Genomic DNA, 20,276 nt, shown 5'->3' with positions numbered 1-20,276 from the left:
TTTTATTATAAAACTCGTTACACTTCGTTCGCATTGAAATGCTAATGATAACAATTATCATAATAATTAATATTATGTTCGGTTTAGCCGAAAGTTAAGGAGAAACATATGAATCGGCAGTTTATGCTGAGCCCAGCTTGCTTAGCAGTAACATTTGCCTTGTCTGCTGGTGTAGTTAATGCAGCAGAAGACGAAACGGTAGTGGTGGTAGGTCAGCAGCACGAAAGCTCAGTTGGACCAGACTTCAGTTATCTAGGACAAAAGAGTCGAACAGCGACCAAAACAGACTTAGCTATTCATGAAACACCTCGCGCAGTTTCTGTTGTCACACGAGAGCAAATGGATGACCGAGCGTCTATCAGTATCTCGGATGCATTGCAGTACACTCCAGGTATTCAAACTAACCATTACGGTGATGACAACAAACAAGATTGGTTCGTTGTTCGTGGATTCAAACAAGCAAATAACGGACTTTATCAAGATGGTACGCGTTTATACTCTGCGGGTTTTTACAGTTGGCAAATAGATCCGTTTGGCCTAGAACGTGTTGAAATTTTACGTGGTCCGGCTTCTACGTTATATGGTCAGACACCACCGGGAGGCTTAATCAATGTAGTTAGTAAACGCCCGCAATTCGATGGTGGCTCTGGCCAAGTAGCGGTAGAGTTTGGCTCGTTTGATAGAAAGCAGATAAGTGTAGACGTAAACCGCGAGATTAACGAAGATGTCGCGTTCCGTTTGGTGGCTATGGGCCGTAAGAATGGTACAAAAGTCGACAATGTTGATGCAGAACGCATTTTAATTGCCCCTTCTTTAGCGTGGAACATTAGCGACAGTTCTAGCATTACTTTTCTAACTAGCTATCAGAAAGACGACTCGAATCCATATTTACAGTTTTTACCAATGGAAGGAACTTTAACAAGTAATCCAAATGGAAAAATAGCGGATAATGTTGCAGTGGGTAACCCAGATTGGGAAAAGTTCGAGCGTGAGCAGCTTTCATTAGGGTATGAATTTGAGCATCAGTTCAATAGTGCTCTAAGCTTTGGTCAGTCTGCTCGTTATAGCCGCATGGATATTGATTTACGTCAGATGTATTTTGCTGGTTATTCAGCTGATGCGCCGAGCATAGGACCTATCGATGTTGGTGCTGCACTTGATCCTACCAGTTCTCGTGAAACGATCTCGCGTGGTGCGTCTATAGTGAAAGGACAATCCGATGCTTTCAACATAGATAACAGACTAGTCTACACCTTTAATACAGGAAGCTTTGAGCATACTCTGTTAACTGGTTTTGATTTTCAAGCTATTGAAATTGATGGAAAAGAGTTCGCTAGCAACCCAACAATTGCAAATGGAAATAGCACGAAAACGATTCCTTTTGTAGGACCCATACCCGATCCAACATTCAATGTTTACAACCCTAGCTACAGCAACAATATTGTTTTGCTAAATGGAACATCGGTAATCACCGAAGATGATATGCAAACGGTTGTGACTAAGAACAACCAGTTTGGCCTATATCTGCAAGACCAAATAAAGTACAACGACTGGGTGATTCAAGCTGGTTTCAGGTATGACGATACTTCAAATAAAGAGACCAACCAAACTACAGGCAATACTTATGAAGCAGACTATGAAGAGTGGACTTCTAATGCTGCTGTTGCTTATGTGATGAGCAATGGGTTAACTCCTTATGTTAGCTACTCTCAGTCATTTGAACCCTTTGTAAAAACTGTTTCAAAACAGGCTGCTAAGCCGGAGCGTGGCGAAGCATTTGAAGCTGGTGTTAAATATCAACCAAGAAGCTTTGATGGCTATTTCAATTTCTCTATTTTCCATGCAACGAAAAAAGACGTTGTTCAGACAGTCAACTCAGGTACTGAAATTAAACAGATTGGCGAAATCAGAAACCTTGGAATGGAGCTAGAAGCAGTAGCTAACGTCACTGATTCACTGACGCTAATTGGTAACATCTCGCATGTCGATTCAGAAATTAAAGATGATGTTGATTCTACCATCGTAGGAAATCAACCGGAGCAGGTAGCCGATTTATTGGCGAGCGCTTGGGCAAAGTACCAATTCTTTGGTGGAGTGCTTGACGGCCTCAGCCTAGGAGGTGGTTTACGTTATACCGGTGATACTTATGGGGATAACAAAGGCCAAAATGTTGTACCTTCATATACATTGTATGACGCGACAGTGAGCTACCGTTTCGAAGACTATAAATTCCAAGTTGCCGCGAAGAATGTATTCGATAAAGAATATATTTCGACGTGTTACGGTGGTTCAACTTGTTTCTACGGTGATCGCCGCAACGTGATTGCGAGCTTGAGCTATGACTGGTAACACTAATGCCCTGAACACTCTGCCCTTTGGGCAGAGTGTTGAGCAGCAAGGGGATAAATGCTGTATCGATCTTGGTGAAGGTAGAATAACGGTTAGCAAAGAGAGCGGTGGATACTGGAGAGTTAATGAGAATACATTAACGGATTCTGAGTACGCTAAAGCTTTGGTGCTACTTTTGGAGCAGCGCACAGATATTCGCTGCATTGAGCTTAACGAAAATGCTGCCTCTGCTTTAGAAGATATCGTTCAAGTTAGTGCTGAAGGTATCAAACTTGTCTGGCGAGAGAGTTTGCTTCAACTGCCAGAGTTTTGGTTACAGCAGCAACGTCAATTAATGCCTCACAAGCAAGTTCTGGCAAGTAATGGCTATCACCCTTTGCGTCCAAGGCCGCAAAAAGGTGAGCTATACCGTCGTTATATCCCACAGTTAGAGCAAACGCTTTCTCTCGTGGGTCTTGATGTTGAAGAACATGCGCAGCTGTTTTCAAAATGGCAGAACAGTCAACGAGTGGCTGCTTTCTGGGAGCAAACAGGCAGCCTTGAAGAGCATAAGTCTTATCTAGAAGAGCAACTCTCGAATGACAAAAATCAATTGCTGATTGTTTGTTTGAATAACGAGCCATTTGCTTATATTGAAGCCTACTGGACCAAAGAAGATCGTATTGCACCTTATTATGCCGCTGGCGATTACGATCGTGGCATTCATATGCTTGTTGGTGAAGAGCATCACCGAGGCAGCCACAAGGTAGCAGCTTGGCTTCCTTCTGTGTGCCATTTCCTTTACCTGTCCGATCCAAGGACAGAAAAAATAATCAGCGAGCCAAGAGCGGATAACGCCAAAATGATTGGTTATCTCGAACAGTACGGCTTCGCCAAGTTAAAAGAATTCGACTTCCCTCATAAGAGGGCAGCGTTAATGTGTCAGTTGAGGGATACCTTTTTTAGCGATTGCTATTAATTACTCGGGTATCTCGGAATGAAAAGGGCCAAAGAGCTCAACAAAATTAAGAGGTTAAAAAATGACAGACCAGATTAAGGAATATGATGTTTTAGGTGTAGGTTTTGGTCCGGCCAACCTGTCAATCGCCATTGCATTAGAGGAAACGGCTCAACATCAAGAGCTGAGTTATTGTTTCTTAGAGCAAAAATCTCACTTTGAATGGCATGGCGGAATGCTACTAGACGGTACTCGAATGCAGATTTCTTGTCTTAAAGATCTCGTGACCTTGCGTAACCCTACTAGTCCATACTCGTTTGTTAACTATCTTCACTCTCACGATCGTTTGAGCTCATTTATTAACTTAGGCTCGCTACATCCATCTCGTGTTGAATTCAATGATTATCTGACTTGGGTTGCGAATCAATTTGAATCAGTTGTCACTTACGGACAACGGGTCATTGATATAGAACCGATTGAAGTTGATGGTGAAATTACCAAGGTTCGCGTTGTTTCGACAGACATTAACGGCAATCGAACTGTACGTATTGCAAAAAACCTTCTGATTGGTATGGGCGGTATGCCTAAATTGCCGGAGTTGTTCAACGGTTTAGATGACGAAAAGGTCATTCACTCTTCTAAATATAAAGTATGGCGCGAGCAGTTTAATGCAGGTACTGAAACACCTAAGATTGCGGTCGTGGGTGCGGGCCAAAGTGCAGCGGAGATTTTCGTCGACCTAACAAATCGTTATGAAGATGGCGAAGTACACTTGGTTAACCGTAACTTTGCTCTACACCCTGCTGATGACAGTGCATTTGTAAATGAGATCTTCGATCCAGAGTTTACTGACCATGTGTATTCAAGCTCGGATGAAGAACGTAAGACAATTCTGTCACGTTTCAATGGTACGAACTACTCAGTGGTTGATACGGAAGAGCTCAGTGCAATCTATGAGCGCCTGTACCTACAGAAAGTCACAGGCGAAGGAAAGCATCAACATTTACGCTGTCATGATATTCAAGAAGTTGGACAGAAGGAAGGTAAGATTTCACTTCGATACAATGATAGGATCCACACAGAGCAGAACTGGCACGACTATGATGCAGTTGTTCTTGCTACCGGGTATCGTTACGACCAGTTTAATCAGATGCTAGATAAGCTCGAACCTTTGATGTCTGATAAACAGGTTGAACGCCACTACCGTTTACCGATGCAGGATTCATGTAAGGTTAACGTGTTCCTTCAAGGTTGCTGCGAATCTTCGCACGGACTAAGTGATACCTTGTTATCTGTTCTTGCAGTGCGATCGAAAGAAATCGTTGATTCACTTTACTCAAATCTTGAATCAAAAAAAGAGCCTGTAAAAGCTTAGTGTTATCCAGTGAACTTGTCGTGGATTTAAAATCTGCGACAAGTTTTGTTATTTTTAATAATCCTTTCCTACCACCATCTTACTTTGCTATTTTGAATATCCCTCATTATGGGTAATGAGAAAAATTAACTGCAAAGGAGAAGCAAATGAGCTATTTGGTAGAAGGGTCTTGCCAGTGCGGTCAAGTATCCTACAAACTCAACCAACCCCCTAAGATGGTAGTTGCCTGCCACTGTATTGAGTGTCAAAAGTTGTCCACTGCTCCGTTTAGTGTTACCGCAGTAGTCGGTGCAAAAGACATTGAATTTGAAGGTGAGTTAAAAGAATGGCAGCGACTAGCGGAAAGTGGTAACAAGAACTTTGCGAAATTTTGCCCAGATTGCGGAAACAGAGTGTACCATTTCAATCCTGATGAACAGTCAACACTCAAGTTAAAGCTAAAAGCCAGCACACCGACCAATCATGATGTTTTTGAGCCAACCGTGCATGTTTGGGTCAGCGAGAAACAAGATTGGTACCAGTTGCCTGAAGGTGTTCAAGCTTTCGATAAACAGCCTTAAATTTCATACGCTAGCTGAGTTTCATCTATTCGAGCGTAGAAAGAGTGGACTTCAATGATTGTGCTGAGCTCATTTAAACGACGGATTAACTTCGCGTTCAGCTTCGTTCCTGCCTTGAGCAAGCAACCGCCTGTTTTAACACAGATATTCTCTAGTACGATCATTCCTTCTTTCAGCTCAGATAATGTCTCTATTTCAACGACTTGGGAAGAAACCTCTCTGACTTTTGGAGAGTTTGCTTCGGAATCCTCTTCAGGTGGTTGAAAACTGACCTCTGTTGTAGCCGTGTCATAAAGGTGTTTTTGATATAAACGTTTTGGTTCAGACACTGCCGATTTTATCTGCTCTTGAGCACTTTGAACGGTGATTGGTTTAACTAAAAATGCATCAACTTCTAACGTCATACAACTTGCTATTGTTGTTGTGTCAGATAGGGTCGTTACTGCAATAATGCTAGTTAAATCAGAGGCGCCTGATTCTCCTTCACGTACTGTTTTGATTAATTCTAATCCATTGATTTTTGGCATGTTGATGTCAGTAATGATCAGATCTACATGATGCTTGCTTAACTTTTGCAGTGCTTCTTCACCGTCTTGAGCACTGAGTAAGTTCTCATACCCTGCTCGTACAAGCATGTTGATCAGGGCTTTGCGTGAGAACTTATGGTCCTCGACAATGAGGATCGTAAAGTCACGAGGGATAAATTGAGTCATAACGAAGCTTCCGTACTTTCTATGATTGATTGCTCGATAAGGTAAACCCTTAACTTTTCTGCTTCTGTTCTGCTTTCCATTAAAGTCTTTGTGAGGGTATTCCAATCTTTTTGTGGCGCTATGTTTTGGATTCTCTCAAAAGTTTCTGCTAGCGTTTGCGCACCTGCTGAACGGGCAGCCCCTTTTGCTGCATGTGCGATTTGCTGTAGATTAAGTTCGTCTCGCTCCAATAGAGCGTGTTCGGCGGAAGTAAGGTCTTCCGCAACGGACTCCCAATAGCCTTCTAAAAGTGGAGAGACGATCGATGAATCCGTTGTTCCAAGTATCTCTTTGAGAGACTGCATACAGATTGGAGAGGCTCCTTCGTCTGCATTTGTACTATTAGGTTTAATTGCTTGGGGTGATGCAGGTGACAGCTTCAGCCACTTAATAATTGAGGTATTAAGCTTCTTCAGTTCGACAGGTTTGGTGAGATAATCATCCATCCCACAAGTCATGCATTGCTCTGAGGCTTCTTTCATTGCATTTGCAGTAATTGCAATTATGGGGATATGGCCTAGGTTCTTGTCTTCACGCTCCAGTTGGCGAATTTGGCTAGTCAGCTCATAGCCATCCATGACCGGCATATGGCAATCAGTGAGTATTAAGTCAAATCTTCCGGATTGCCACATGTGCAATGCTTCTTGTCCTTGTTTGGCAATTTCACACTGGTAACCTAGATGGGAGAGTTGCCGAGTTAGTACATCTCTATTCGTAGGTTGATCGTCGACTACGAGAATCAGTTCATCTCTAGGTTCGTCAATAATCAAAGCGTCAGTAGTATTTCCTAAATGAGTAATGTCTGGGCTTACATGCCCCTTTATAACGGAAATAGCCGTAGTGAGTTCGCTAGGTTTAAACGGGCTACAGTTCATAATGTACGTGTTGGTTTTCAAAAAGCCAGTTTTTGCACCTGCATCTGAAGTGAGGAGAATAAGTTTGTTTCTATCAAGATGTTCTTGTTCAAATGAAGACAGCTTTCCTTCGGTATAGTTGTGATAAATGTCGGGGCCGAAGATCACAACATCGATTTCTATCTCGGTCTTTTCAGCGTGATTGAGGACAGTAATTGCACGTTGAACTGTAGGAACGAAATGTACCTTGCAGTCATAGTTTGATAGGTTGATGTCGCAGAAAGTAATCACGTCTTGTTCATTGGATACAAGTAAGACTCTCGTGCCATTGATGTATTGTGGGATAAGATCTTCCGGCGGTGATTCCACTTCTATAAAGGGTAATTCAAGAGTGAATCGGCTACTCACACCAAATTGACTTTCAACGTTTATGCTGCCACCCATAAGGTCTAGAAGTGAATGAGTAATAGAAAGCCCCAATCCAGTGCCGCCGTAGAGTCGTGTGGTGCTTGTATCGGCTTGTGTGAAAGCCTTAAACAGGTTTTCTTGTTGCTCCTCTGTCATACCAATACCATTGTCCTCCACCATTAGGTCAACGCAAGGAGCGATACCATTGGAACCTAAAGAAGCAGAAACCCAAACTTTACCTTTGACCTCACTAGTACTGTCGGTAAATTTAACTGCGTTACCGACTAAATTGAGCATGATTTGGCTAATTCGAACACTGTCACTCATTATCACTTTGGGTAACTGGGGATCATAGGTTAAGTACATATCGATCCCTTTGTTATTTGCTTGAAGATAGAGAACATCAAGCGAGCGCTCGAGTAGGTTCTGCAGCTCGACAGGGGCGCTTTCTAGCCTCATTTGTCCCGCTTCAATTTTGGAAAAGTCTAGAATGTCATTGATGATATGAAGTAGGGTTAATGCCGAATCTTTAATGGTAGAGACCATGGCTCTTTGTTCTGAATCGAGTTTGCCTTCGCTAAGTAAACTTAACATGCCCACAACGCCATTCATTGGCGTTCTGATTTCATGACTCATATTGGCTAGAAACATGGATTTTGCTTCGTTTGCAGCTTGAGCAGTTTCACTTTCTTGCTGGAGAGAAGCTTGAGCTTTTTTCTCTTTGGTGATGTCGATGTTTACTCCGCCCATACCTATGGGCGAGATGTTGTCTTCGGCGAAAACAACGTCTGCGGCCGCCTTAACCCACCGTATATCTCCGCTAGGCAGTAGAATGCGAAACTCAGCATTAAATTGACTCAAGCTTTCACGCGCAGAAAGTAACGCGTGTTCGGCGAAGTCGACGTCTTCAGGGTGGACCCTTTCTTGCCACATAGCATAATTGTTTTCACATGATTGTGAATCGACGCCATAGATGTCATACATTCGAGCGTCCCAAGTCACTTCATTGCTTTCGAAGTCCCAACTCCAAATTCCGATACCTCCAGCTTGTGTCGCTAAGTTTAGATTCCGAACCACACTTTCCAGTTCTGATTCACTGCGCTTAAGCTCCATTTTAGCATCGTGCTCCGAACTTCTGTCGTGAAGGGTTATGAGAACGTACTTGCAGTTTTTAATCGAAATATAACGAGTCGCGGCGGATAAGGAGAGTACTTCACTTTCGCGATGAACATAGAATATTTGGTTAAGTGATACCTCTTGGAACATAGGAACTTGCTTTAGTTGTTGTTCTATTAGCGAGGGTTTGAGATCGATGAGCAATGAGGTGATATCTAGACCAAGAATGTCAGCTCTTTGGTGACAAAAAAGCAATAGCGCAGAGTCATTAGCATCGAGTACTTGATTGCTTTCGTTAAGCAAAATCATTGCGTCGACAGCTTGTTCGAAAATAACACCTATCTGTAGCTCGTGTTCGCTAATACGTTTGTTTTGCTGTGAAACCATTTCTTTTAATTGTCGGTTGCTGTTTCTAAGAGCAGCTTTGGCTTTTTGAATTTCAGAAATATCGGTATTGGTAATCACTAAATAATTGAGAGAGCCGTCATCTCTAAACATCGGTTGGATATCGACTTTTATCCACGTACTTGCATTGCCTGGCCTTACAACAAAGTTTGTTTTGTTTCCGGCATCTGCAGCTGTTCTAAATTTATCTAGGTCGGCGCTGGAAAGGAGGGGAGCGTAAAACTGAGTTAGGTTTTGTCCGACAATGGCGGAGTGTTTACATCCATATAGCTCTCCAAATGCTGGGTTGGCATAAAAGATAGAATGAGAATCTTGCACTCCATCGCATATGAAGATGCCTTCTGGCAGGACATCTAACACACTTTTCTTTATTTCATCGGCAGGAGGGCCGTGTCTGTCCTTTCGAGAAAGGATAGTGGAAAAGGGATTCTTCATGGTGCTGCCAACCTTGGTCTTGTTGTTTTTCCAATCCATGGGTGCACATTTTTTATGTGCTCTATTTCATAATATAGAAGGCGATAAGCACTTGATCAAACGGAAATATCTGAATCACTTAATCATGGAAAAATTGATTTTAAAAGTATTTGATAGGTCAATCTATGGCCTGTATTGAATGTTGAATTGGATAATTTACTAAATAATTAGTGTACGAAATAAAAAAGTAGGTGAGATGTGTAGGGGCGAGTGGTGGCTTACTACTGATTGGTTACTTGTTAACATTTTGTAGAAAGGGATTTGATTTTAACGCTCAATAAGTCATTGAATTAAAGTTATTTTCGTGGCCTTAAGGCTTTTTTGGATGTTTGGCTGGGTACTTAACTATTGTTATGTTCAAACTTTGAGTTCTTAGCAAATTTTCTATAAATTTTTTGATTGATCGCGATTGTTAACAAAAAACAATTTGAGTACAAATGAAAAATCAGGCATTTTATATTTAATTGATCGTTCAATTAAAAAAGGAACAATGAAATGCCGAAGGTTGGTATGCCTGATATTCGTAAGCCTCAGCTTGTACAAGCAACGATGGCGGTGATCGATCGTGTGGGATTACAATCGGCAAGTATTTCTTTGATCAGCAAAGAGGCAGGCGTCTCGTCTGGGATCATTAATCATTACTTTGGCGGTAAGCATGGATTGCTTGAAGAAACGATGCGCGAGATTTTGCGTCAGCTTTCCTATACCGTAACGCAAAAGCTCAACGAGTTGCCAAAAGAAGCTCATCAACAACGTATTAACGCCATTATTGATGGCAATTTTGTCGGCTATCAAGCCGAAAATAAAGTAGCGAAAACTTGGTTGGCTTTCTGGTCATACTCAGTCCATGACCCAGAGCTGAAACGCCTTCAAAGGGTCAATGAAAAACGATTGTTGTCCCATTTAAAAATTGAATTAAAGAATTTGTTCGAAAAAGATCAGGCAGAGATCATTGCTCATGGTATCGCTGCACTGATTGATGGTATCTGGTTGCGTGGGACGCTCAACCCACAAGGTATTGATGCCGAGAAGGCAAGGTTAATCATAAACGATTACCTAGACAAACAGCTTACTTTCTATTCTCAAAAATAATCATAAAAGTCAAATCTTCACATGGAAATGAAATCACTATTCATCGATGGCAAAGCTTGCCATGCAACCTCTAACGAGACCTTTACTACGTACAATCCAGCTAATGGAGAGCCTTTGGCTAAAGTCGGGCAAGCAAGTGAACGAGATCTTGCGCTGGCGATAGACGCTGCTAAAAGTGGCTTCAAAGTTTGGTCTGCGATGTCACCAACAGAGCGTAGCCGTATCTTGTTAAAAGCTGTTGCACTATTACGTGAACGCAACGATGAGCTTGCCGCTCTAGAGGTTGCTGATACAGGTAAGCCTTTACAAGAAGCTATCGCAGTAGACATTGAAACGGGTGCAGACGTTATCGAATATTTCGCAGGTTTAGCACCAGCTATGCAAGGCGAACAGCAACCCTTAAGTGAAACACAGTTTTTTTATACGCGTCGTGAACCTTTAGGTATTTGTGCCGGGATTGGGGCGTGGAATTACCCGATTCAAATTGCAATGTGGAAATCAGCACCAGCATTGGCTGCGGGTAATGCGATGATTTTTAAGCCTTCCGAGGAAACGCCGCTATCGGCTCTTAAGCTTGCTGAAATATTCACAGAAGCGGGTCTACCGGATGGCGTGTTTAATGTTCTGCAAGGGGATCACAGAGTAGGACAGATGCTGACGGCTCATCCTGATATCGCCAAAGTGTCATTTACGGGCGAGTCAGGCACGGGCAAGTTGGTCATGGCAGACAGTGCGAAGACTTTAAAGCAAGTCACTATGGAGTTAGGTGGTAAGTCGCCGATGATCGTGTTTGATGACGCCAAGCTTGATGATGCGGTATCTGCAGCCATGGTGGCGAACTTCTATACCCAAGGTGAAGTTTGCACGCATGGCACTCGAGTCTTTGTCCATGAAGCCCTGTATGATGAATTTGTTGCTCAGCTCAAAGCGCGTACTGAAAAGCTTATCGTCGGTAACCCAATGGAGATGGAGACTCAGATTGGGGCTCTGATATCACGTGAGCATCTAAGCAAAGTACTTAGTGCTATCGAAAGCGCTAAAGCAAGCAAGGCAACACTTCTCATCGGTGGTTATCAGGTTAAAGAAAATGGACTAGACAAGGGTAACTTTGTTTCACCAACCGTGTTTATTGATTGTGATGATGACATGGAACACGTTAAAGGCGAGATTTTTGGCCCTGTCATGTCTGTTCTGAAATTTAGCCAAGAGTCTGAAGTGATTCAAAGAGCGAACAACACGGATTACGGACTAGCCGCTGGGGTATTTACGCAAAACCTCTCACGTGCACATAGAGTGATTCATCAGCTTCAAGCAGGTATTTGTTGGGTCAACACCTGGGGTGATTCGCCTGCGGAAATGCCAGTAGGCGGTTATAAACACTCTGGTATTGGGCGTGAAAATGGCCCAGAGACACTGCGCCATTACACGCAGACGAAAAGTGTCTTGATTGAGCTTGGTGGCTACGAAAGCCCTTACGAGTAACTTGCGGGAATACGGAGATTCAAAATGAAGCAAGATTACGATTACATCATCGTAGGAGCGGGCTCTGCGGGTTGTGTACTGGCTGACAGACTTAGTGAGAGCGGCGAACATAGGGTATTGCTGCTTGAAGCTGGTGGTACCGACAAGAGTATCTTTATCCAGATGCCTACTGCCTTGTCCTATCCAATGAACACGGAGAAATACGCTTGGCAGTTCGAAACACAGCAAGAATCTGGTTTGGATGGCCGCAAGCTACACTGCCCACGAGGCAAAGTGCTAGGCGGGAGCTCTTCAATCAATGGAATGGTCTATGTCCGTGGCCATGCCTGTGACTTTGATGAATGGGAGCAGAATGGCGCTAAAGGCTGGAACTACAGTTCATGTTTACCTTATTTCAAGCGTGCAGAGTCATGGACAGGCGGTGGCGACGAGTATCGAGGTAACGAAGGGCCTCTAGGGACTTGTGCTGGTAACGACATGCAGCTTAATCCTCTTTATCAAGCTTTTATTGATGCAGGGCAAGATGCGGGTTACCCGGTAACGCCTGACTACAATGGTTACCAGCAAGAAGGTTTTGGAGCCATGCATATGACGGTGGATAAAGGAGTACGCGCATCCACTTCTAACGCTTACTTAAGGCGCGCTCTAAAGCGAACAAACCTCACGTTAGTTAAGGGTGTTGTCGCTCGCAAAGTGATTATCCAACAAGGTAAAGCAGTTGGCGTTGAATTTGAAAAGTCTGGAAAGATTATGCAGACGCTGGCACAAAAGGAAGTGATCTCAAGTGCGGGTTCTATTGGTTCTCCTCAGCTTCTACAATTGTCTGGAATCGGCCCTAAATCGGTGTTGGACAAGGCGGGTGTAAAGGTTGAGCTTGATTTGCCGGGAGTTGGGCAAAACCTTCAAGATCATTTAGAAGTTTACTTCCAGTATCACTGTAATCAACCCATCACGCTTAATAGTAAATTAGGTTTAATGACCAAGGCGAAAATTGGGGCGGAGTGGATCCTGACACGTAAAGGATTGGGAGCGACAAACCATTTTGAGTCCTGCGCATTCATTCGCTCGCGCAAAGGTCTTAAGTGGCCAAATATTCAGTACCATTTTTTACCTGCAGCAATGCGTTACGATGGTCAAGCGGCGTTTGATGGGCATGGATTCCAAGTTCATGTCGGACCGAACAAGCCTGAAAGTCGCGGCTCAGTCGAAATCATTTCTTCAAACCCAAATGATCAGCCCAATATTGAGTTCAACTACATCTCGACGGAACAAGATCGTCAGGACTGGCGGGATTGCATTCGTTTGACGCGAGAGATTTTGCAACAGCCTGCAATGGACGCGTACCGAGGAGACGAGATCCAGCCGGGGCTCAACGTTACAAGCGATAAGGCGATTGATGAATGGGTCAAGCAAAATGTAGAGAGCGCTTATCACCCTTCATGTAGCTGCAAAATGGGTGCTGATGATGACCCACTAGCCGTATTGGATGAAGCGTGTCGAGTTCGCGGTCTTGAAGGGGTGCGAGTGGTCGATTCATCAATATTCCCAACTATCCCAAATGGCAATTTGAACGCTCCGACCATCATGGTTGCTGAACGTGTAGCAGACATGATCTTAGCCAAACCATTGCTCGAATCAGCCAACATGCCTGTATGGCTAGCCCCAGAGTGGGAGCACAAACAGAGAATTAATAAACCTAAAAGAGCTGTGGAATCAGCTCAATAAAGTCAGTAATCATTACAAGGAACACATTATGTCTATGATGACAAAAACATTTACCTCCCTAGCTTTGAGCGCTCTTGCCGCCAACGCGTATGCCAATCAATGTGAAACCGTGCGTTTTGCCGATGTGGGTTGGACAGATATTACTGCAACGACAGCAGTGACGTCTGAACTACTGAAAGGTATGGGCTATAAAACGAAAACCGATTTGCTGTCTGTGCCAGTGACATACTCGTCAATGGCGAACGGTGATATCGATATCTTCCTTGGCAACTGGATGCCAACAATGGAGGGAGATATCGCTAAATACCGTGAGGCAGGCAGTGTCGAAACGGTTCGCGCCAATCTTGAAGGTGCGAAATACACCTTGGCAGTACCTAAGTATGTTTACGACGCAGGAGTGAAAAGCTTTGCTGATCTTGCAACACATGCTGATAAGTTCAGAGACAAAATCTATGGGATAGAGCCAGGTAACGACGGTAACCGACTGATTCAGTCAATGATTGATAGCGATGCCTTTGGCCTTAAAGACTTTAGTCTTGTTGAGTCGAGTGAAGCGGGAATGGTTTCTCAGGTTGCACGTGCAGTGCGCCGAAATCAATGGATCGTTTATTTAGGTTGGGCGCCTCACCCAATGAACAGCAACATTGAGATGGCTTACCTCGATGGTGGAGATGACTTCTTTGGTCCTAACTATGGTGGAGCTAACGTTTATACCAACGTTCGATCTAATTACCTTTCCGAATGTAAAAATGTAGGTCAAATGCTGAAAAACCTAACGTTTAGTTTGGAGATGGAGAATGAGCTGATGGAAGCCATTCTTAACCAAAACGTAAAACCTTCCAAGGCGGCGCAGCAGTGGTTGAAACAAAACCCACAGCAAGTTGAAGCATGGCTAGAAGGCGTTAAAACGTTGAATGGCGGTGACGCGGCTGCGGCAGTTAATAGCTATATCAAGTCAAACGCATAATAAAAATGGTGAGGTAGCAGGGTTGCCGCCTCACCAAATAATAAAGGTTATATCGTGAATTTTATTACAAACAACAAAATCCCTGTGGGTGAGTGGATGGAAACGGGCGTAGATTGGCTGACGTTGAATGCGGCAGGATTCTTCGACGCAATCTCTATCTTTCTTGAAACCGTTATTCTTTTTGTTGTCGATATTTTTAAATGGATGCCACCTGCATTTCCGATTGTATTAACAGCAGCGATTGCTTGGTATTTGCACCGTAGTATTCCATTAGTGCTGTTTGTTGTTGGCGCTCTGCTTACTATTCTTAATCTTGGCTATTGGCAAGAAATGCTGGAAACCTTTGTTCTTGTTTTTGCAGCGACAACGATTTCCGTATTAATTGGTGTTCCAATTGGCATAATGGCAGCGCACCGCCCATGGTTATATACCTTGCTGCGTCCTGTGCTTGACTTAATGCAGACTGTCCCGACGTTCGTCTACTTAATTCCCACGCTAGTTTTGTTCGGTCTTGGTATTGTACCCGGATTGATTTCGACAATAATCTTTGCCATTGCAGCGCCTATCCGTTTGACTTACCTCGGGATTACTAAAGTTCCAGAGGAGCTTATCGAAGCAGGGAAAGCCTTTGGCGCAAGTCGAATGAAACTTTTGTTTAAAGTGGAACTGCCTGCTGCGATGCCGAGCATTATGGCGGGTGTAACTCAGTGCATTATGTTGTCGTTGTCGATGGTGGTCATTGCTGCTTTAGTTGGTGCTGATGGCTTAGGCAAACCGGTGGTTCGAGCGTTGAACACGGTAAACATTTCACAAGGATTTGAAGCTGGGTTAGCCATCGTACTCGTTGCCATCATTCTCGACCGTTTGTGCAAAACACCTAATCAGAAAGAGGCATAGTCATGGATGCAATCACAATTAAAAATTTAGATGTGGTGTTTGGCGATAAACAAGAGCAGGCTTTAACTCTTCTTGACCAAGGTTTGTCACGTCAAGAAATCATTGATCAAACAGGACAGGTAGTCGGCGTTGATAACGTTTCCCTTTCAATTCAAGAAGGTGATATTTGCGTGTTAATGGGCTTGTCAGGTTCGGGGAAATCGAGTTTATTGCGCGCAGTGAATGGCTTGAATGAAATCAGCCGCGGCTCGCTAGAGATTAAAGATGGTCAGCAGGTGGTTGACCTTGCCAATTGCGGTGAAGAAACATTGCGTCATTTACGTACCCATCGTGTCTCTATGGTGTTTCAAAAATTTGCCCTGATGCCTTGGCTAACGGTACTAGATAACGTTGCTTTTGGTCTAGAGATGCAAGGGATGAGTAAAAAAGAGCGACGCGAAAAAGCGCGCGCGCAGCTAGAAATGGTCGGACTAGCAGAGTGGGAAAGCAAATATCCTCATGAGTTATCGGGTGGCATGCAGCAGCGGGTAGGGTTGGCAAGAGCCTTTGCAATGGACACCGACATCCTACTGATGGATGAACCTTTTTCGGCACTCGATCCGTTGATTCGTGCGCAGCTACAAGACGAACTCATCCAACTGCAAAGTAAGCTGAACAAAACAATCTTATTTGTGAGTCACGATTTGGACGAGGCACTTAAAATAGGAAACAACATTGCGATTATGGAATCAGGCAAGCTCATTCAGCATGGTAAGCCTGAACAAATCATTCTTGCACCGGAAACGGATTACGTTAAGGACTTTGTCGCTCATACCAATCCTCTTAACGTGCTCAAAGGACGCTCATTGATGCAGTCACGTGAAGAGCTAGCAAGACGTAATGATCAGTGGGAGATTTGTTCATCAGACAAGCTTTGGGTTGAGCAACTTCCCCAAGGTTTGAGTTTGGTTGATTCGAACAAAACGCTGGTGGATTGGAATGACGATTCTCTGGAGATAGAAGACATCAACAGTTCTATGGTGGTTCAAGCCAGCCCTGAAATAGGAATGCGCGAGGCAATTGAGCTCAAACAGCGTAGCAGTCAACCTATTTTGTTGGTCGAGGAAGATGAACTTGTCGGAGTCCTTACGGACAATGAGCTCTATGATGCCTTGCTGGGTAACTTCAAAACCAAGCAGGTCGCTTAACCAAAATGCCCAGCCTGTTAGGTTGGGCATTTTTCATTAACAAATCTTAATCTACACTCAACTCTGCCTTAATCTCACTCTTAGTACTCTTTGGGAATAACGAAAACCAAAGGGGACAAAAAGGTGAATATACTAGGATATCTACAAAAAGTCGGTAAGGCGCTGATGGTGCCTATCGCAGTTCTGCCAGCGGGTGGCCTAATGCTCGGATTTGGCTATGCGCTTGACCCTACATGGGGTTCGGGTGGAAGCGCGTTAGCGAGCTTTCTTATTTATGCGGGTAAGGCGATCATGGATAACCAGGCTTGGTTATTTGCTGTTGGTGTCGCATTTGGCATGGCGAAAGACAATAACGGTGCAGCAGCACTGGCAGGTTTGATAGGTTTGTTCATAGTACAAACTCTGGTCTCAGATCCTGCGGTCATTTCTATGCTAACGGGAACGCCCGTTGCGGATATGAGTAAGGAATCTGTCATTGCGTATGGGGCTGTCGTCAACGCCTTTACGGGGATTCTTACGGGTATTATTGCGGGAGAGCTCTACAATCGCTTCCATAATATTCAGCTGCCGTCGGTATTGGCTTTCTTTGGTGGACGCCGCTTTGTACCGATTATTACCTCGGCGGTAATGTGTGTTGTGGCTTACATTCTTATTGTGGTTTGGCCTGTGGTCTATGTTGCACTGGTTAATTTTGGTAAGAGCTTTATCGATCTCGGCCCGGTTGGCGCTGGTTTGTATGGTTTCTTTAACCGTCTGTTGATTCCACTTGGCCTTCATCATGCTTTGAACCAAGTATTCTGGGCTGACCTTGCTGGTATCAACGATATCTTCAACTTTTGGAACAACACTGGTGAGCTTGGTATTACAGGTCGTTACATGGCTGGTTTCTTCCCTGTCATGGGCTATGGTCTACCGGCGGCAGGCTTGGCGATATATCACTGTGCTAAGCCAGAGAATAAAGCGAAAGTTGGCTCTATTATGTTGGCGGCAGGTACGACTGCAATTGTAACTGGTGTGACTGAGCCGCTTGAATTTGCGTTTATGTTTGTTGCGCCAGTACTGTTTGTGATTCATGCCGCACTGACTGCTGCTTCAATGACGATTGCAGCTACCTTCCAGTGGACAGCGGGCTTTACATTCAGTGGTGGTTTAATCGACTTCTTGCTCTCTATGAACCTGCCACTGGCGAACAAACCCTATATGCTCGTGGTTCAAGGGCTCTGCTTTGCTGCCTTGTACTACGTTGTGTTCCGATTCGCTATCACGAAATTTGACCTTAAAACACCGGGTCGTGAAGATGAATCAGAAGTTAGTGCGGTTGCAGCATCGACGGACAAAGCAAAATTGGCTGCACAATACACTGAAGCTTTAGGTGGAAAATCTAACCTAGAGAGTATCGATGCCTGTATCACGCGCCTTCGTTTGGCAGTGCATGACATGAATAAGGTTGATGAAGCTGCTCTGAAAGAGTTGGGCGCAATGGGAGTGGTGAAACTGAACGAACATAATGTGCAGGTCATTCTGGGCCCCGAAGCTGAGCTCGTTGCTGGTGAGATGAAAGCTCTACCTGCTTAGTCAGTGAGGTGAAGCTCTCAAAACCCATACTAGAAAGGCAGCGTAATTCAAAGCTGCCTTTTTCAATGGCTTTAGTGAGTGAAATAGAGCCGTACTCTTAGCCCAGGTTTGTTATTGCGTAGTATTAAGCGCGCGTTGTGTTTGCTAAGTACCGCATCAACCAGAGAAAGCCCTAGTCCATTACCTTGTTCGGTTCTGCTTTTGTCCGCCCGATACATAGGGCGACACACGTAGAGTTTATCTTGCTCAGAAATGCCTATCCCTGAATCGGCAACCATAACGCCAAAGTGATCAACGACAACTTCAACCTTGCCATCGTCTGGTGTGTATTTCACCGCGTTTTCAATCACATTGAATACGGCGCGAAAAAGTAACGAACGATCGCCTAAAATGGAGCAGCTTTGGTCTTGTCGATAGGTAATGCTTTGTCGCTTCTGCTCTGCCACAGGGGTAATGAACTCGATGGCATCGTTGACGATGCTGCCGAGCTCAACTCTTTCTGTTGCTAAGTTGATTTGTCCGCTATTGATTTTAGCGATTTCGAGCATACTGTTAAAAAGCGATAAGATGAGTTCGAGTTCATCATGACAGGCTGAAAACTGCTCTTGTTGAGACTCGGATAGATCTTGACTTGATAGAACCTCTTCCAGACGTAGCTTCAACCTTGCCATTGGTGTCCGCATGTCATGAGCAAGCCCCACGGTTAAAGACTTTAGCGTTGTCTCATTTTTCGCCATTTGCTCAATCATATAATTAAGATGAATCGCCAAGATATCGAATTCGTCATCTTTCTCTGAAACTGAAAGTTTGACTTCTCGCTCGCCACACAACACGCGGTTCATCGCGTGGTTTACCTTCTCCAATCGTTTTAGGATCAGCATTGAAAAGAATAAGGCGGTGCAGAGCATCACCGCGACAGGCATGATGATGCCAGAAAACACAAGCGGTGCGAGAGACTCACGATGCGCTTCGACAACACTATGGTTAACGCCGATTTCTAATCGAAAATCATGGCCTAGTAAGATGTTGGTCTTCTCACTGGGTAAGGCCGCAATTGGATAGTACTGGGTGTTTAGTATCGGCTCCATAGGTTCGATTAATCGATAGTAAAATGGAGTCTCAGACGCTTGCTTAGCTTTCAAAAGGCTTTCAACGTTTGGTCTGCCCTGAGTTGCCGCAAAACTGAACTCTTGAATTTCATCGTTGAGTTGTTTCGTTAGTTGCTGGCGATGAAAGGTGTCTGAATCTACATATAGCTGACGTATGACGAAGGTGTTGGCTGCGGCAACCAGCACAAACATGCCAATAAGGGTTTTGAAGACGGAAGAGCGGGAGAGGGTATAGTTATCGACGAAGGACATAACCTGCCCCTCTTACTGTATGAAGTAACCCGGTACATCCTGCTTCTTCAAGTTTACGTCTTAGATTCGCAACGTGGACATCGATTACGTTGGTCTTTGGGTCAAAATGGTAGCTCCAGATACTCTCAAACAAACGCATCCGAGACACTACTTGTTCGTTGTGTTCGATAAAATGTTGAATCAATTGGAACTCCTTAGGCTGGAGCAGTAACTCTTGATTATTGCAGGTAAATTTATGTGCTTTAAGATCTATTTCTAAGCAGTCGTAGCTAAGAGTGTGAGAAGGAGGTAACGAGCGATGTGTTCGATTAATGATGATATCAACTCGAGCGATAAGCTCAGCGAGGGCGAATGGCTTAATAAGGTAGTCATCACTGCCTGCTTGCAATCCATCAACTCGGTCTTCGATGCTGTCCATTGCACTCAGAATGAGAACGGGTATGTTGTTATCTGTCGCTCTAATTGCCGACAGAACTTTCATTCCGTCAAGGTAGGGTAGCATTCGGTCAAGAATGATCAATTGATAGTCGCTGCTGAGCGCCATCATCAAGCCTTTTTTGCCATCCTCTGCCTGATCAACGGCATAGCCATGCTCTTGTAGCCCTTTTGATACAAAATCACGGGTGGTTTGGTCGTCTTCAATGATTAATATTTTCACAATAACCCTCCTTTGCCATAGCTAGGGGTTATCATAACGAATAAGGCTCTGATTTTAAGGAGAAAAATAAGGCTCGCGTGACTAATGCGAGCCATATCGGTT

The 20,276-nt window shown here is 44.1% G+C and carries 15 protein-coding genes; 11 read left to right on the top strand and 4 right to left on the bottom strand.

Features of this window, described 5'->3' with window-relative positions:
• The first annotated feature begins 108 nt into the window (after positions 1-108).
• The 4 genes from AC6R00_RS16615 to AC6R00_RS16600 all read left to right on the top strand — a co-directional run bounded on the left by AC6R00_RS16615 (position 109) and on the right by AC6R00_RS16600 (position 5,221).
• The gene (locus AC6R00_RS16615) at positions 109-2,349 is read left to right on the top strand and encodes a TonB-dependent siderophore receptor (RefSeq protein WP_500641216.1); all 2,241 of its coding nucleotides are present in this window, start codon (positions 109-111) and stop codon (positions 2,347-2,349) included.
• Positions 2,339-3,307, top strand: coding sequence for a GNAT family N-acetyltransferase (locus tag AC6R00_RS16610; RefSeq protein ID WP_500641215.1), 969 nt, complete (start codon positions 2,339-2,341; stop codon positions 3,305-3,307). The genes AC6R00_RS16615 and AC6R00_RS16610 overlap by 11 nt, the downstream gene beginning before the upstream one ends.
• Positions 3,308-3,368: 61 nt before the next feature.
• Positions 3,369-4,661, top strand: coding sequence for a lysine N(6)-hydroxylase/L-ornithine N(5)-oxygenase family protein (locus AC6R00_RS16605; protein ID WP_500641214.1), 1,293 nt, complete (start codon positions 3,369-3,371; stop codon positions 4,659-4,661).
• 146 nt (positions 4,662-4,807) lie between these two features.
• The gene (locus AC6R00_RS16600; RefSeq protein WP_500641213.1) at positions 4,808-5,221 is read left to right on the top strand and encodes a GFA family protein; all 414 of its coding nucleotides are present in this window, start codon (positions 4,808-4,810) and stop codon (positions 5,219-5,221) included.
• On the opposite strand, the gene AC6R00_RS16595 is transcribed toward AC6R00_RS16600, so the two are convergent.
• Together AC6R00_RS16595 and AC6R00_RS16590 are read right to left on the bottom strand one after the other, a co-directional pair.
• Positions 5,218-5,934, bottom strand: a complete 717-nt coding sequence (locus tag AC6R00_RS16595; protein WP_500641212.1) for a response regulator — start codon at positions 5,932-5,934, stop codon at positions 5,218-5,220. The genes AC6R00_RS16600 and AC6R00_RS16595 overlap by 4 nt on opposite strands.
• Complete coding sequence (locus AC6R00_RS16590) at positions 5,931-9,230, bottom strand: response regulator (protein WP_500641211.1); 3,300 nt, start codon at positions 9,228-9,230, stop codon at positions 5,931-5,933. Before AC6R00_RS16590 ends, AC6R00_RS16595 begins: the two co-directional genes overlap by 4 nt.
• A gap of 495 nt (positions 9,231-9,725) precedes the next feature.
• On the opposite strand from AC6R00_RS16590, the gene betI reads away from it, so the two are divergent.
• From betI to nagE, 7 genes are all read left to right on the top strand, one after another.
• A complete protein-coding gene (gene betI, locus AC6R00_RS16585; RefSeq protein WP_500641210.1) occupies positions 9,726-10,322 on the top strand; it encodes a transcriptional regulator BetI in 597 nt (198 codons plus the stop codon).
• 21 nt (positions 10,323-10,343) lie between these two features.
• Complete coding sequence (betB, locus tag AC6R00_RS16580; protein ID WP_500641209.1) at positions 10,344-11,804, top strand: betaine-aldehyde dehydrogenase; 1,461 nt, start codon at positions 10,344-10,346, stop codon at positions 11,802-11,804.
• 24 nt (positions 11,805-11,828) lie between these two features.
• Positions 11,829-13,529: a choline dehydrogenase gene (gene betA / locus AC6R00_RS16575; RefSeq protein ID WP_500641208.1), complete on the top strand. Its 1,701-nt coding sequence runs from the start codon at positions 11,829-11,831 to the stop codon at positions 13,527-13,529.
• A 28-nt stretch (positions 13,530-13,557) separates the two neighbouring features.
• Positions 13,558-14,496 (top strand): choline ABC transporter substrate-binding protein, encoded by a 939-nt coding sequence (locus tag AC6R00_RS16570; protein WP_500641207.1) that lies wholly within the window; start codon positions 13,558-13,560, stop codon positions 14,494-14,496.
• Between the two features lie 54 nt (positions 14,497-14,550).
• Positions 14,551-15,393 carry a choline ABC transporter permease subunit gene (choW, locus tag AC6R00_RS16565; RefSeq protein WP_171381433.1) on the top strand — a complete coding sequence of 281 codons (843 nt, stop codon included), beginning with the start codon at positions 14,551-14,553 and terminating at the stop codon, positions 15,391-15,393.
• 2 nt (positions 15,394-15,395) lie between these two features.
• A complete protein-coding gene (choV, locus tag AC6R00_RS16560) occupies positions 15,396-16,580 on the top strand; it encodes a choline ABC transporter ATP-binding protein (RefSeq protein ID WP_500641206.1) in 1,185 nt (394 codons plus the stop codon).
• A gap of 123 nt (positions 16,581-16,703) precedes the next feature.
• Positions 16,704-18,155: an N-acetylglucosamine-specific PTS transporter subunit IIBC gene (nagE, locus tag AC6R00_RS16555; RefSeq protein WP_500641205.1), complete on the top strand. Its 1,452-nt coding sequence runs from the start codon at positions 16,704-16,706 to the stop codon at positions 18,153-18,155.
• Between the two features lie 71 nt (positions 18,156-18,226).
• Here the strand turns inward: nagE and AC6R00_RS16550 are convergent, their stop codons facing one another.
• Together AC6R00_RS16550 and AC6R00_RS16545 are read right to left on the bottom strand one after the other, a co-directional pair.
• Positions 18,227-19,516, bottom strand: a complete 1,290-nt coding sequence (locus AC6R00_RS16550; RefSeq protein ID WP_500641204.1) for a sensor histidine kinase — start codon at positions 19,514-19,516, stop codon at positions 18,227-18,229.
• Positions 19,500-20,174, bottom strand: a complete 675-nt coding sequence (locus tag AC6R00_RS16545; protein ID WP_500641203.1) for a response regulator transcription factor — start codon at positions 20,172-20,174, stop codon at positions 19,500-19,502. Before AC6R00_RS16545 ends, AC6R00_RS16550 begins: the two co-directional genes overlap by 17 nt.
• Positions 20,175-20,276: the final 102 nt, after the last annotated feature.

This window comes from Vibrio sp. R10-SF1-ISO8, assembly GCF_059833805.1.
Note: the sequence above shows the minus strand (reverse complement) of the source record. Positions and strands in the feature narration are given on the sequence as shown.